Below are 13,887 nucleotides of genomic sequence, written 5' to 3' on the forward strand. Positions count from 1 at the left end.
GCTGCTGCTGCTGCTGCTGCGCCCGCCCCTGCCGCGCCCGCCCCTGCCGCGCCCGCCGCTGCTGCGCCCGCTGCTGCTGCGCCCGCCGCTGCTGAGGCGCGCGAGCCCGGTGCGCGGGTCTTCGTGAGCCCGCTCGTGCGGAAGCTCGCGCGCGAGCGCGGGCTCGACCTGTCGGCCGTGCGCGGCACGGGCCCCGGCGGGCGCATCGTGCGCCGCGACATCGAGGCGCTGGGGGCCGCGGAGCACGCCGCGGGAACGGCGCCCGCTCCTGCTGCCGCACCGGCTCCCGCGGCCGCGGGATCTCCCGTCGGGGGATCTGCCGTCGCGGGATCCGCGGTCGCCGGATCCGCCGCCTTCGAGGACGTGCCCCACACGGGGATGCGCCGGGCCATCGCCCGCCGCCTCACCGAGAGCAAGAGCACTGTTCCCCACTTCTACCTCGTGGCGCACTGCCGCGTGGACGCCCTCCTGGCGCTCCGCGCGCAGATCATCGAGACGACGGGCACCCGCGTCTCGGTGAACGACCTCGTGGTGAAGGCGGTCGGCGCGGCGCTCCGCGACGTCCCCGAGGCGAACGCGATCTGGACCGACGAGGCCACCCGGCGCTTCACCGGCGTCGATATCTCGGTCGCGGTGTCGGTGCCGGGCGGGCTCCTCACACCCGTGGTGCGCGGTGTCGAGCGGCTCTCGGTGGGCGAGCTCGGGGCCGCGATCCGCGACCTCGCCGAGCGCGCCCGCGCGGGCAAGCTCCGGCAGCAGGAGCTCGAGGGCGGATCCTTCTCCGTGTCGAACCTCGGGATGACCGGCACGAGCGAGTTCGCTGCGATCCTGAACCCGCCGCAGTCGGGGATCCTCGCCGTCGGTGCCGCCGAGCCGCGCCCCGTGGTTGAGGCCGACGGCAGCCTCGGCGTCGCGACCATGATGACCGTGACGCTCTCCGCCGACCACCGCGTGCTCGACGGCGTGCTCGCCGCCGAGTGGCTCGCGGCGTTCACGAAGCGGATCGAGCAGCCCCTGTCGCTGCTAGTCTAGGCGGGGTCCGCGTGCGCGCGGCGGGGGCGGTGCGCGCCCTCGCCGCCGTCCGCGTGCGGCTCGATCTCCTCGGTGAGGGCGAAGAGCAGCTCCGCGAGGCGATCGCCGAGCGCGTCGAGGGCGCTCGACGGGTCGGCGCCCTGCAGCGCCGCCGCGCGGAGCGCCTGCTCGTACACGCCGCTCAGCACGGGCATGGCCCGCTCCGCCGGGATCACGAAGCGGCGACCCGCCGCGGCGAGCACGCGCTCCACGACGCCGGAGATGCTCGCGTAGAAGTCGTCCATGAAGTCGTGGTGGCCGGGTGCGAGCGAGGGGTCGCGCATCGCGAGCAGCAGGAACTCGGCCTCGAGCACGAACCATGCCGTCGCGTCGTCCGAGGGGGCGAAGAACTGCACGATGTAGCCGGCGGCCTCCGTCGGTGAGACGCAGCCGTTGCGCTCGCGCAGGGTCGGCTCGAGCTCGATCGCCTTGTCCGCGAGGTCGACCGCCCGGCGCTCGAACTCCCGGGTGAGCAGCTCGAGGAACAGCTGCTCCTTGCTCTCGAAGTTCGAGTAGAACGCGCCTCGGGTGAACCCGGCGCGGGCGCAGATCGCCTCGACCGCCGCGCCCTGGAGCCCCTCCTCGGCGAAGACCTCGACCGCCGCGTCGAGCAGGCGGGTGCGGGTCTCCTGCCTGCGGGCGCTCGGCGCAGCCTCGCCCGGGGCCGGTGTCGGAGCCGCGGCCGCCGTGCGACCGGGGGTGGTCGCGGTGTGCTCGGGTGCGTGGGTCATGGAGGCTATTTTCTCACGTTCAGGATGCTTCAAGCGGGGTACGGATACATTAGTGTATCGAAACGGATGCACTCGTGTATCGAACCCCGTCAGCGACCGGAAGGCCCCTCCCGCTCATGTCGACCCTCCTGTACGCGATCGGCCGGTGGGCCACTCGCGCGCGCAAGCTCGTGCTCATCCTGTGGATCGCGCTGCTCGCACTGCTCGGGGCGGGCGCCGCCGTCTTCGGGCAGGGCGCGAACGCGCCCATCACGATCCCCGGCACCGAGTCGCAGGAGGCCATCGACGCGCTCGGCCGCACCTTCCCCGAGGTGAGCGGCACGAGCGCGACGATCATCGTCGTCGCAGCCGACGGCGCGAGCGTCGCCGACGCGCCCTACCGCGACCTCATCACCGACGCCGCGGATGCGCTCGCCGACGTCCCCACCGTGATCGCCGTGCAGACCCCGTTCAGCGAGCAGGCGAGCGGCGGCCTCGCCGAGGACGAGAGCGCCGCACTCATCCGGGTCCAGCTCGACGCGCCGTCCGGCAGCATCCCCGACGCGACCGTCGAGGGGATCGAGGACGCCACCGCCGACATCCGCGCGGCCCTGCCCGAGGGCGCCGAGACGTCCTACGGCGGCGACGCGTTCTCCGCCGCGATCCCTGGGATCTCGCCGACCGAGGCGATCGGCGTCGTGATCGCGTTCATCGTGCTCGTGCTCACCCTCGGCTCGCTGATCGCCGCGGGCATGCCGCTCCTCATCGCGATCATCGGCGTGGGCGTCTCGATCGCCGGTCTCTTCTTCGTGACCGCCTTTGTCGACCTCACCTCCACGACGCCGATGCTCGCGCTCATGCTCGGCCTCGCCGTCGGCATCGACTACACGCTCTTCATCGTGAGCCGCCACCAGGAGCAGCTGCGCTCCGGGGTGCCCGTCGAGGAGTCGATCGCGCGCGCCACCGCGACCTCCGGTTCCGCCGTCGTATTCGCCGGCCTCACCGTCATCATCGCGCTCGTCGGCCTGTCGGTCGCCGGGATCCCCTTCCTCACGGCCCTCGGTGTCGCCGCGGCTGCAGCCGTCGCCGTCGCCGTGCTCATCGCCGTGACGCTCACGCCCGCCGTGCTCGCGATGGCCGGCACCAGGATCCTCCCGAAGCGGCACCGCCGCGCACTCGCGGAGGGCGCCGGCGGAGGAGCAGACGCCGAGTCCGTCGCGCCCCCGAAGGCGTCGCGCGCCGACCGCTTCTTCGCCGGGTGGGTGCGCGCCGTCACGCGGCGCCCCATCGTTACGATCCTCGGCGTGCTCGTGGTGCTCGGCCTCGCCGCCGTGCCCGCCCTGCAGCTGCGCCTCGCCCTGCCGAACGCCACCTCGCTCGCCGTCGACGACCCCGCCCGCGTCACCTACGAGCTGACGGGCGAGCACTTCGGCGAGGGCGCGAACGGCCCGCTGCTGCTCACCGGATCCATCATCTCGAGCACCGATCCGCTCGGGCTCATGGAAGACCTCGCCGACGAGGTGCGCGCCGTCCCCGGCGTCGCGGAGGTGCCGCTCGCCACCCCGAACCAGGGGGCCGACACCGGCATCATCCAGGTCGTCCCCGAGGAGGGCCCCCACGCGGCCAGTACCGCCGACCTCGTGCACGAGCTCCGGGAGCACCACGACGAGTGGCAGGAGAAGTACGGCGTGAGCCTCGCCGTGACGGGCTTCACCGCCGTCGGCATCGACGTCTCCGAGATGCTGCTGCAGGCGCTCGTGCCGTTCGGGATCCTCGTCGTCGGGCTCTCCCTCATCCTGCTCGCCATGGTGTTCCGCTCCGTCTGGGTGCCGATCAAGGCGACGCTCGGCTACCTCCTCTCCGTCGGCGTGGCCTTCGGCGCGGTCGTCGCCGTGTTCCAGCTCGGCTGGTTCGCCGATCTGCTCCACGTGCCCTCCGCGGGCCCCGTGCTCAGCTTTATGCCGATCATCCTGATGGGCGTGCTCTTCGGCCTCGCGATGGACTACGAGGTCTTCCTCGTCGCCCGCATCCGCGAGGAGTACGTGCACGGCGCCGATGCGCAAACCGCGATCCAGCGCGGCTTCGTGGGAAGCGCGAAGGTCGTCACCGCGGCCGCGCTCATCATGTTCGCCGTGTTCGCCGCGTTCGTGCCCGAGGGCGACCCCAGCATCAAGGTGATCGCGCTCGGCCTCGCCGTCGGCGTCTTCGTCGACGCGTTCGTGGTGCGCATGACCCTCGTCCCCGCCGTCCTCGCGCTCCTCGGCGACCGCGCCTGGCAGATGCCGCGCTGGCTCGCGAAGGTGCTCCCCTCCTTCGACGTGGAGGGTGAGGGCCTCGCCCGCGAGCTCGCGCACGCCGAGTGGCCGGCCGACCGGCCCGACGCCGTGATCGCGACCGAGCGCGTCCAGCTCGCCGGCGGCCGCGCCGTGCCGGATCTCCGTGTCGCCGCGGGCGACGTGCTGCTCCTCGACCCGCGGGATCCCGCGAGCCTTCCGCTCGCCGAGGCGATCGCCGGCCGCGCCCCCGTCGTGCTCGGCACGGCGAAGGTGACGGGGCTCCTCCTCCCCGAGCGCGCCGGATCGGTGCGGGCCCGCTCCGGCTGGGCCGAGCCCGGCACGCTCCGAGACACGCTCCGCGACCGCCCGGCGCTCGTCGTCCTCGACCTCCGCTCGGCCGCGGAGGGCCCGATCCCGCTCGACACGGTCGACGGGATGCGCTCCGCCCTCGCGGCCCGCGCCTCCGAGACCGCCCGCGGCAGCATCTCCGAACTCGTGCTCGTCGTGCTCGGCGAGCGGGAACTCGCGGAGCGCGTGCTCCCCGACGGGGCCCGCCTGCTGCGGCCCGCCGATGCGGGACCCGCTGAGCCTGGGATCGCTGGTGCTGGTCCCGCTGGTGCTGGTCCCGCTGGTGCCGGGTCCGCTGGTGCCCCGCCCGCACCGGTGCCGCCGTCCCCGACAGATCCGGCCGCCGCCCCCACCACCACGATCCTCGAAGGAGGCGCGCGATGAGCGCCGCACTCGCTCGGCTCTCCGGGCGCAAGCCCGTCCGCTGGACCACCCTACTCGGGCTGATCCTCGTGCCCCTCACCGTCGCCGGCGTGCTGCTATGGGGGCTCTGGAACCCCACCGAGCGCCTCGACTCCGTGACGGCCGCCGTCGTCAACCACGACGAACCCGTCGAGGTGAACGGGCAGCTCGTGCCGCTCGGCCGGCTCCTCGCGGGCGAGCTGATCGACGCGGGCGGCGGCGCCGGCGCGGCAGAGGGCACGAGCGACTCGGGATCGACGGCGGACGACGCCGATGATCCCGCGCAGAACTTCACCTGGGTGCTCACGGACGAGGACGACGCCGACGCGGGGCTGCGGGACGGCCGCTACACCACGGTCGTGACGATCCCCGAGAACTTCTCCGCCGCCGCGACCTCGACCTCCGGGGACCCCGATGACGCCGAGACCGCGACGATCGACATCCAGGAGAGCGAGCGCGGCCGCCTCATCGACACCGCGCTCTCGCAGGCGGTCACCCAGACCGCGACGAGCCTGCTCAACCAGCAGCTCGGCGAGCAGTTCGTTGGCGGCGTGTTCGTCGGCATGACCGAGCTGCACCGCGGCATCGGAGACGCGGCCGACGGTGCCGAGCAGCTCGCCGACGGCGGCACGCAGCTTGCGGGCGGCGCGAAGGAACTCGCGGACGGCACCCAGCAGCTCGCGGACGGCACCCAGCAGCTCTCGAGCGGTGCGCAGCAGCTCGCGGGCGGCGCGGGCGAGCTCGCCGGCGGGGCCGGGCAGCTCGCGAGCGGCGTGGGCGAGCTCTCGGCGGGCCTCCGCAGCTTCGCGACCGGCGATGGCACGGCCGAGAACCCCGGCGCCGCGGGCTACGCTGCCGGAGTGCGGCAGTTCGTATCGGGTGACGGCACCGCGCCCGGCCTCACGAACTACCTCGCCGATGTCGACGCGTACTCGACCGGGATCGGCAGCCAGCTCGGCCTCGTGCGAGACAGCATCGAGCAGCTCGCCACGATCGACGTCAACGCGCTCGTCGCCGGCCTGCCGCTGCCCGAGGGCGTCGACCCCGCCGTCGTCGCCGCGGCGCTGCAGCAGGCGCTCGGCGCGCTCGATACGGAAGAGGTCAAGAACGGGCTCACCTCTCTCGACCAGCTCATCGCCGCGAGCGACGGGATCGCCCAGGGCGCCCGCGGCTACGGCGCTGCGGGTGAAGGCATCGCCTCCGGCGCTGAGAGCCTCGCCGGCGGTGCTGCAGGGCTCGCCTCCGGCGCCGAGCAGCTCTCGGCCGGCGCGTCCGCACTGGCCGGCGGCGCGTCCGAGCTTGCGGGCGGCGCGAACGGCCTCGCCTCGGGCACCGCCGCGCTCGCGGAGAACACCCCCGCGCTCGCGGAGGGCGCTGGCAAGCTCGCCGAGGGCGCCGACCAGTCGGCGCAGGGCAGCGCGGAGCTCGCGAAGGGCCTGGGCGAGGCCGCCAGCGGGATCCCGAACTACACCGAATCCCAGCGCGACAAGCTCGCCGAGGCCGCTATCGCCCCGGTGCAGTCGAAGGGCGGGAGCGACGAACTGTTCAACGCCTCGGGCGTTCCGCTCTTCGCGGGCATCGCCCTGTGGGCGGGCGCGCTCGCCTCGTTCCTCGTGCTCGCACCGCTCTGGCGCCGCACCCGGGAGGCCGCGCGCGGCATCGGCTTCATCACGCTGCGCAGCGCGCTGCCCGCGCTCGGGCTCGGCGCCGCTCAGGGCGCGATCGCCGGGCTGATCCTGCCGATCGCGCTCGGCTACGACTTCGCGCAGGGCGCCGGCTTCTTCGGACTCGCGCTGCTCGCGGGCATCGCCTTCGCGCTCCTGGTGCAGGGGCTCTCGGCGCTGCTCGGCGGATTCGGGCGCTTCATCGCCTTCGTGCTGCTCGTCGTCGCCTTCGCGGTCGGGATCGTCTCCACCGTGCCGGCGCCGCTCGCCGCAGTGGGCGACCTCAGCCCGATCGGGGCCGCGCTCGGAGGATTCCAGGCGATCGCGACCGGCGCCGCCGGGGCCGGTGGTGCTGCGGCGATGCTCATCCTCTGGGCGCTCGCCGGGCTCGCGCTCACCGCGTTCGCCGTGCATCGCGCGCGGAAGGCCGAGCGGGAGGGCGCTGCGGGGTAGGTGCGGGGTGGTTTCGGGGCGGACGCGGGCCGCAGTGAGGAGCTGCGGGGTGGTCGCGGGTCGCAGTGAGGAGCTGCGGCGCGGCCGCGGGCGTCGCGGGGAGCCGCGGAGCGGCCGCCGGTCGCCGGTCCGCATGGGCGTCCCGGCCGGGTGCCTCCGAGTGTTTCGGCCTGTTGCGCCCCGGATCGATGGTGCCTGGTCCCGCTGACCGACGGGGCGTATCCTCGGGAGCATGACGCGCGCGATCGTTGCCCAGGCTACCGGCGGACCCGAGGTGCTCACCCTCGAAGAGGTGACCCCTCCCGAGGCGGGAGCCGGCGAACTGCTCGTCGAGACCGCGGCGGTGGGGGTCAACTTCATCGAGACCTACCAGCGCTCCGGGCTCTACCGCGTCCCGTTCCCGTTCACGCCGGGGGCGGAGGCCGCTGGGCGGGTCATCGCCATCGGGGCCGGGGTGGCCGGCTTCGCCGAGGGCGACCTGATCGCCACCGCCGAGGCCCATGCAAGCTACGCCGAGCGCTTCGTGGTGGCGGCTGAGCGCGCGGTCCGTGTTCCCGAGGGCATCGCGCCCGAGACCGCGGCTGCCCTGCCCCTCCAGGGCCTCACCGCGCACTACCTCGCAACGTCGGCGGCGCGTCCCGAGCCCGGGGACACCGTTCTGGTGCACGCGGGGGCCGGTGGTGTGGGGCTGCTCCTCACCCAACTCCTCACCGCCCGCGGCGTGCGCGTGCTCACCACGGCCTCGACTCCCGAGAAGCAAGCGCTGAGCCGCGAGGCGGGCGCCGCCGAGGTGCTCGACTACGCGGGCTTCGCAGAGCGCGCTCGCGAGCTCACCGACGGGGCGGGCGTGGCCGTCGTCTACGACGGGGTCGGGAAGGACACCTTCGACGACTCGCTGCGCGCCCTCCGCGTGCGCGGCACGCTCGTGCTCTTCGGCGCGGCCAGCGGACCCGTGCCCCCGTTCGACCTGCAGCGGCTGAACGCCGGCGGCTCGCTCTCCGTGACGCGCCCCTCGCTCGGGCACTTCCTGCGTACCGCTGAGGAGCGTGCCTGGCGCTATGGCGAGCTGTTCTCGGCGATCGCGGCGGGGACGCTCGACGTCCGGATCGGCGCGCGCTTCCCGCTCGCGGAGGCCGCGGATGCTCACCGTGCGCTCGAGGGGCGCGCGACCACGGGCAAGGTGATCCTGCTGCCGTAGTGTGCGGGGGCGTGGTGCTGGTGCTGTTGCTCTTTTTGTTGTTGCTGGGCTGATCTGGTTCGTTCCGGTTCGTGCTCGGCGCCTCCGCGCCCCGCTCACAGGAGAGGGTTCGTAGGAACTGGCGGGGTGGGCCCGCGCAGCCTGTGGAGAGTGGCGGTGGGGGCCTGGGAGGTGTGGCTTACTCCTGGGATGGAACTGTTTGATCGTGCTGCAGCCTCTGGCCCCGCTCCCGCGCTGGCCGGGGCGGTCGTGGGCGCGGGCATGGCCGCCCCCGGGAGCGATCCAGCCGCACGCTCGGCGCGAATCGACCAACGCAGTGCTGCACTGAGCGAACTCGAGGAGATCGAGCGCGAACGGCGTCGGCTGGACGCCCGTCAGTTGCGCGTGCTGGCGGCGGCCCTCGATGCGGCGGTCGGAGCAACTCGTGATCCGGATCCGGAGGGGGCCGCCGGGTCAGAGGGAGCCGATGCTGCGGCTGGTGCGGTGCCCGGCGCGGTGCCCGTCGACCGAGAGATCGCGTTCCGCTCGCTCCGCCTCGAGATCTCCGTCGCGTTGCGACTGAGCGAACGGGCCGTCGAGCGCCTGCTCGACACGGCGCAGCGCATGACCACCCAGTACCCCGCCGGCACGCGGGCGCTCGAGAACGCGGAGGTCGCGCTCGCCCACCTGCACGTGATCGCCGAGGAGGGGCGGATCATCAACTCCGGTGAGCCCGAGGCCGATGCAGATCGGCGGGATCGCTACGCTGCGGAAGTCCTCACCATTGCGCCGCACGAGACTCCGAACCGGTTGCGCCCCATCGCGCGGCGCCTTGCCGCGGAGGTCGCGGGCGCGGATCTGACGGCCCAGCACACGCACGCGGTGCGCCAGCGCAGGGTCTGGCTCGTGGCGCGAGACGCCGGAATGGCCGATCTCACGGCCTATCTGCCGGCGGTTGAGGCTTCGGCCATCATGGACCGCTTGAACCAGCTCGCCCGCGAAACTGTGGTGGCCGAAGCGGAGGGGAGCGCGCCCCGCGCGTCCGGAGGAGGGCCGCAGACCTCCGGAGTTGCCGAGGCATCCGGCGCTGCGGCGGCTGTCGCGGCAGCCGGAGCTGCTGCGGACGCGGGTGCGGTAGGTCCGGCGGGTGGGCATGAGGCCGGGATCGCGACCCTGCCGCGACGGACGAGGGACGAGGTCCGCGCCGATGCGCTCGTCGACCTGCTCCTCGGGCGCCCGGGCGACACCGCCGAGCTCGCTACTCGTGTGCAGGGTCGCGTGCAGATCATCGTTCCCGGGAAGCTCGTGGGATTCCCCGGCGCTGGAAACGTTGCCGAACTCGTCGGGCACGGCCCCATCGATACGGACACCGCAGCTGAGGCGATCGCGTCCGCGACCTCAACGGAACGCATCCTGGTCGACGAAACGGGTGGCGTCCTCGCCGTCGACCGATACCGTCCGAGCCCTCGCATGAAACGGCTCCTCGCCGCCCGAGACCTCCACTGCCGCGCGCCCGGCTGCCGAGCCCCCGCATTCCGCTGCGATCTCGACCACACCATCGACGCCGCGCTCGGCGGCGCGACGAGCACCGACAACCTCGCCCACCTCTGCCGCGGTCATCACCTCGTGAAGCACCATGGCGGGTGGACGGTCACTCAGGATCCCGACGGAACCCTGCACTGGAAGAGCCCGACCGGCAGAGTCGACACCGACGTACCGCCGAGCCGGCTCAGATTCCGACGATCAGCGGGGCCGCCGGAATGACGCGTCGGCGTGGGAAGCCGGTCCCGTTCTCAGCCCCAGGAGCCTAGGGCACCCGGCGCACCCACTCCTCGGTCTCGAACTTCTGCTCCACCAAGCGTTCCGCCGCGTCCCACTCGCCCTCGGTGACCGCGCTCTCGGTGCCGCCGTGGCGGCGCTTGAACACATCGATCATCTTCGAGATGATCTCCTCGCGCGGAAGCCCGGTCTGGCTCCTGAGCGGATCGACGCGCTTCTGCGCACTCGTGGTCCCCTTGTCGGAGAGCTTCTCCCGCCCGATCCGAAGCACCTGGGTCATCGCCTCGGCATCCATGTCGTACGCCATGGTGACGTGGTGCAGCACTGCTCCGGAACCGAGCCGCTTCTGTGCCGCGCCGCCGATCTTGCCCTGCGGGCTCGTGATGTCGTTCAGCGGCTTGTACTGCGCATCGATGCCGAGCGACTGGAGCGCTTCGAGTACCCACTCGTCCAGGTAGGCATAGGAATCGGCGAAGCTCATCCCGCGGACGAGCTCGCCCGGCACGTACAGCGCGTAGGTGATGCTCGCCGCTGGCTCCATGTACATTGCGCCGCCGCCCGAGATGCGGCGTACGATCTGAGCGCCGTGCGCCGCCGCCTGCTCCTCGTCGACCTCGTTCTGCACCGACTGGAAGCTGCCGATGATCACTGCCGGTTCGTTCCACTCCCAGATGCGCAGAGTCGGGCCGCGCAGGCCCTCGCCAACGGCCGTCGTGAGCACCTCATCGAGTGCTGCGTTGAGCACTGGGGTGATCGGACGCTCATGCACGATCTGCCAGTCGTAGTCGCGCCAGTGCGCGGCGCCGGTGATCGCGCGACGGATCGCGACGCCCACAGACGCGGGGGTGAAGCCGAGGAGGTGGACCTCGCTCGGAAGCGCGTTCTGAATGGCCTCGCCGAACTGCTCGATCGTGCCATTCGGGCTCATCCCCTCGACCGCGCCATTGATGCACGCCAGCGCATCATCGGGCTCGAGGAAGAAATCGCCGGACAGGCGGAAGTCGCTGATCTGGCCGTCATTCAGTTCGAAGTCGACGACAACGAGTTTGCCGCCGGGGACCTTGTACTCGCCGTGCATGCTCATGCTCTCAGAGTACGCCTCCCGCGGGGTTCCGGCGAGGGCTTCCGAGGGGAGAAGCGCAGGACGGAAGCCTCAGAGTGGAACAGCGCGCAGGTCAGCTCGTGGAGGTGACAGCGCTCGCGCGCTCGGCGACCAGCTCGTCGAGGCGGTCTCGAAGGCCGGTCACGAGCACCTCGAGCCCGAGGTTGAAGGTGCGCCGGGCTCGACCGGAGTCTCCGCTGGATTCGGCGAGCAACTCGCGCAGGAGCGGCGTGTCCTGGTCCACATGTGGCTGCACCATCTGCACCGGCGCGACGAGGTCGAGCACGGAGCCCATGATGAAGCTCTCGATGATTGTGAGGACGGCGAGGATCTCGGTGCGCGGCCAACCGACCTCGAGCAGGGCCGCGGTGATTGTCTCGTACTGGGCGATCAGTTCGGGAGCCTGGACCGGATTGGTGGTGAGTAGCGGGATCGTCTCGGGGTGCTTCACGAACGCGTCTGCGTATGACCGGGCCCACGCCGTGAGTGCTTCGTCCCAGGGCTGGTCGTCGAATGCGCTGCAGTCGATCTCCGCAACGACGCGCGAGCGCACGCGTTCGATGATGTACTGCTTGCTCGGCACGTGGCTGTAGAGCGAGGGTGCGCTGATGCCGAGCTTCTTCGCGAGCTTCGCAAGCGTGAACGTGCCCGAGGGCTCATCGTGGATCAGGGCCAGCGCGGCCTCGATGATGCGCTCCTCGGTGACGTGCTGGCGCACCCGGCGGGGGCTCGTCATGGACACCTTCTTCGTCGATCGCTTCGGTCGCGTCCCACGCTAGCACCCGGTTCGGGCGGAGGATCCTTCCCCCGCAACCGGGGACTGCCGGGTTCCGGCCGTCGGGCGCGGCTGCTGCGGTGCCAAGCCCGCAGGACACTGCGATGCCCGACTCCGAGAGTTCTCCGGAGCGGGGCGGGGAGCAACTGCCAGAGCCCATCACGCTCCAGTCCACGCACCGTGTCGCACCCCGCAGCCACAAAGAACCTAACGACATTTGGAAAACCTAATCACGTTAGGTACACTGGCTCCCGACGCAACGCGCGGGAGCGCACGAGCGCACGAGCGCACGAGCGCACAAGCGCACGAGCGCACAAACGCACAAGCACAACCGCGCAGCGGTCCCGCAGCGCAAGAACACATCAACGCAACAACGCAATGACGCAACAAGAGAGCTGGGTGCGATGACGCAAACACATCGTGTGGTGACGGGTGGCCGAGTGTGGGACGGAACAGCGTTCGCACCCGCGACCCTGGTCCTGGAGGGCGCGCGCATCGCGCGCATCGTCCCCGCAGGGGAACCGTTGCCGCTGAGCCCTGAGACCCGGCAGCACGATGCCGCCGGTGCCGCGATCTTCCCCGGCTTCGTCGATGCCCACGCTCACCCGCTCATCGGCGGGACGGAGTTCGCGGGGGCGCCGGTGCGCGCGGCGGGGTCGGTCGATGAGGCCCTCGAGATCGTCGCGGCCTTCGCGGACGCGCACCCGGAGTTGCCGTGGATCGTCGGCGAGGGGTTCGACTTGAGTATCGCGGAGGGCGGCCTGTTTCTCGCGAGCGACCTCGATCGGGTCGTCCCGGATCGGCCGGTGGCGCTCCGATCGAGTGACATCCACACGATGTGGGCGAACTCGCGCGCACTGGCGGCGGCCGGAATCGATGCGGCGACCCCGGACCCGGAGGACGGGGTGATTGAGCGCGACGCGTCGGGCGCCCCCTCGGGCACGCTCCGTGAGTGGGGCGCGTTCATGCCCCTGTACCGCGCGCTCCCGCGCCGCACCCCGGAGGAGACTGCGGAGGCGCTGCTGCGCGGGCTGCGCGTGCTCAGCGCGGAGGGGGTCACCACGGCGCAGGACGCGTGGGTCGAGCTCGAGGATCTGGACGGCTACCTGCTCGCCGCGCGGCGAGGTCTCCCGCTCCGGCTCAACCTCGCGTTCCGCGCGACGCCGGAGGGGTGGCGCGAGCAGCTCGCGCACTTCGCGGAGGCCCGCGCGGTGATCGAGGAGCTCGGGGTGCCGGATCTGACCGCGCGCACGGTGAAGTTCTTCGCCGACGGGATCATCGAGGGCGGCACCGCCCACGTCTCCGAGGCGTACCACGGCACGTCGTGCTGCGGCCTCCCGGCCTGGGACCCCGAGACGCTGGCTGAGGCGGCCGCCGCCTTCGATCGGCTCGGATTCCAGCTCCACATCCACGCGATCGGGGACGCCGGGCTCACGAGCGCGGTGGATGCGATTCTCCGCGCGGACGAGGAGAACGGTGCGCGGGATCGCCGCCCGGTCATCGCGCACGCGCAGCTCGTGGAGGCGGCGGATCTCGCCCGGCTGCGAGAGGCGGAGATCACCGTCGCGATCCAGCCCTACTGGGCGAAGCTCGATTCCGTCGTGCGCCGGCTCACGAACGGCCGGCTGCGCGGGGAGCGCGAGCAGCGGCAGTACCCGTTCGAGACGATGCGTCGGGCGGGGGTGCGCCTCGCCTCCTCGAGCGATTACCCGATCACCACGCCGAGCCCGCTGCACGCTCTCGCCGTCGGAATGAGCCGGGACGAGCGGGGGGATCTCGCCGCGTCCTGGCTTCCCGCGGAGCGGCTGAGTTTCGACGACGCGCTCCGGGCGGCGACCGTCGATGCCGCCTACACCCAGTTCGCGGACGGGGTCCGCGGGCGCCTCGCCGCGGGATTCGACGCCGACTTCGTACTGGTGGCGGGGGTGTCGGATCAGCCGACTCCCGCGGAGCTCCTGTCCGCCCGCGTCGTCGCCACGTGGCGGGGCGGGATCCCGGAGACAGCCTCGCAGTCAGGGATCCCGGAGACAGCCTCGCAGCGAGGGATCCCGGAGCCCACCACCCCGCCCGTCCACCCCGTTCCCCCGGCGCTGCTCCCGCAGCCCGCCACCCTGCCGCAGCACTAACGGT

At 72.3% G+C, this 13,887-nt stretch carries 9 protein-coding genes; 6 read left to right on the forward strand and 3 right to left on the reverse strand.

The window, feature by feature from the left end:
* Positions 1-1,032, forward strand: a 1,032-nt coding sequence (locus tag U874_RS0100005) for a 2-oxo acid dehydrogenase subunit E2 (RefSeq protein WP_029987251.1), incomplete at its 5' end; no start/stop codon positions are given.
* On the opposite strand, the gene U874_RS14550 is transcribed toward U874_RS0100005, so the two are convergent.
* Positions 1,029-1,802, reverse strand: a complete 774-nt coding sequence (locus U874_RS14550; protein ID WP_025132494.1) for a TetR/AcrR family transcriptional regulator — start codon at positions 1,800-1,802, stop codon at positions 1,029-1,031. The two genes, U874_RS0100005 and U874_RS14550, sit on opposite strands and share 4 nt — an antisense overlap.
* 116 nt (positions 1,803-1,918) lie before the next feature.
* Between U874_RS14550 and U874_RS0100015 the strand changes: the two genes are divergently transcribed.
* The 4 genes from U874_RS0100015 (at position 1,919) to U874_RS0100030 (ending at position 9,865) form a co-directional block, all read left to right on the forward strand.
* Positions 1,919-4,789, forward strand: a complete 2,871-nt coding sequence (locus tag U874_RS0100015; RefSeq protein WP_025132495.1) for an efflux RND transporter permease subunit — start codon at positions 1,919-1,921, stop codon at positions 4,787-4,789.
* The gene (locus U874_RS0100020; protein WP_025132496.1) at positions 4,786-6,924 is read left to right on the forward strand and encodes a hypothetical protein; all 2,139 of its coding nucleotides are present in this window, start codon (positions 4,786-4,788) and stop codon (positions 6,922-6,924) included. The genes U874_RS0100015 and U874_RS0100020 overlap by 4 nt, the downstream gene beginning before the upstream one ends.
* Before the next feature lie 232 nt (positions 6,925-7,156).
* Positions 7,157-8,122, forward strand: coding sequence for a quinone oxidoreductase (locus U874_RS0100025; protein ID WP_025132497.1), 966 nt, complete (start codon positions 7,157-7,159; stop codon positions 8,120-8,122).
* A gap of 189 nt (positions 8,123-8,311) precedes the next feature.
* Complete coding sequence (locus U874_RS0100030; RefSeq protein WP_081809829.1) at positions 8,312-9,865, forward strand: HNH endonuclease signature motif containing protein; 1,554 nt, start codon at positions 8,312-8,314, stop codon at positions 9,863-9,865.
* Positions 9,866-9,908: 43 nt separating this feature from the next.
* Here the strand turns inward: U874_RS0100030 and U874_RS0100035 are convergent, their stop codons facing one another.
* Positions 9,909-10,958, reverse strand: a complete 1,050-nt coding sequence (locus U874_RS0100035) for a biotin/lipoate A/B protein ligase family protein (protein WP_025132499.1) — start codon at positions 10,956-10,958, stop codon at positions 9,909-9,911.
* 97 nt (positions 10,959-11,055) lie between these two features.
* Positions 11,056-11,718: a TetR/AcrR family transcriptional regulator gene (locus U874_RS0100040; protein ID WP_025132500.1), complete on the reverse strand. Its 663-nt coding sequence runs from the start codon at positions 11,716-11,718 to the stop codon at positions 11,056-11,058.
* A 443-nt stretch (positions 11,719-12,161) separates the two neighbouring features.
* Here U874_RS0100040 and U874_RS0100045 point away from each other — a divergent pair, with 443 nt between their 5' ends.
* Positions 12,162-13,883 carry an amidohydrolase gene (locus U874_RS0100045; protein WP_025132501.1) on the forward strand — a complete coding sequence of 574 codons (1,722 nt, stop codon included), beginning with the start codon at positions 12,162-12,164 and terminating at the stop codon, positions 13,881-13,883.
* Positions 13,884-13,887: the final 4 nt, after the last annotated feature.

Origin of the sequence: Leucobacter sp. PH1c (assembly GCF_000633415.1) — a bacterium.
Taxonomy (GTDB): domain Bacteria; phylum Actinomycetota; class Actinomycetes; order Actinomycetales; family Microbacteriaceae; genus Leucobacter.

What these genes read in the sequence shown, in the direction of transcription:
- U874_RS14550 (WP_025132494.1), bottom strand. Translation starts at nt 1,802, where the DNA reads ATGACCCACGCACCCGAGCACACCGCGACCACCCCCGGTCGCACGGCG.
- U874_RS0100015 (WP_025132495.1), top strand. Translation starts at nt 1,919, where the DNA reads ATGTCGACCCTCCTGTACGCGATCGGCCGGTGGGCCACTCGCGCGCGC.
- U874_RS0100020 (WP_025132496.1), top strand. Translation starts at nt 4,786, where the DNA reads ATGAGCGCCGCACTCGCTCGGCTCTCCGGGCGCAAGCCCGTCCGCTGG.
- U874_RS0100025 (WP_025132497.1), top strand. Translation starts at nt 7,157, where the DNA reads ATGACGCGCGCGATCGTTGCCCAGGCTACCGGCGGACCCGAGGTGCTC.
- U874_RS0100030 (WP_081809829.1), top strand. Translation starts at nt 8,312, where the DNA reads ATGGAACTGTTTGATCGTGCTGCAGCCTCTGGCCCCGCTCCCGCGCTG.
- U874_RS0100035 (WP_025132499.1), bottom strand. Translation starts at nt 10,958, where the DNA reads ATGCACGGCGAGTACAAGGTCCCCGGCGGCAAACTCGTTGTCGTCGAC.
- U874_RS0100040 (WP_025132500.1), bottom strand. Translation starts at nt 11,718, where the DNA reads ATGACGAGCCCCCGCCGGGTGCGCCAGCACGTCACCGAGGAGCGCATC.
- U874_RS0100045 (WP_025132501.1), top strand. Translation starts at nt 12,162, where the DNA reads ATGACGCAAACACATCGTGTGGTGACGGGTGGCCGAGTGTGGGACGGA.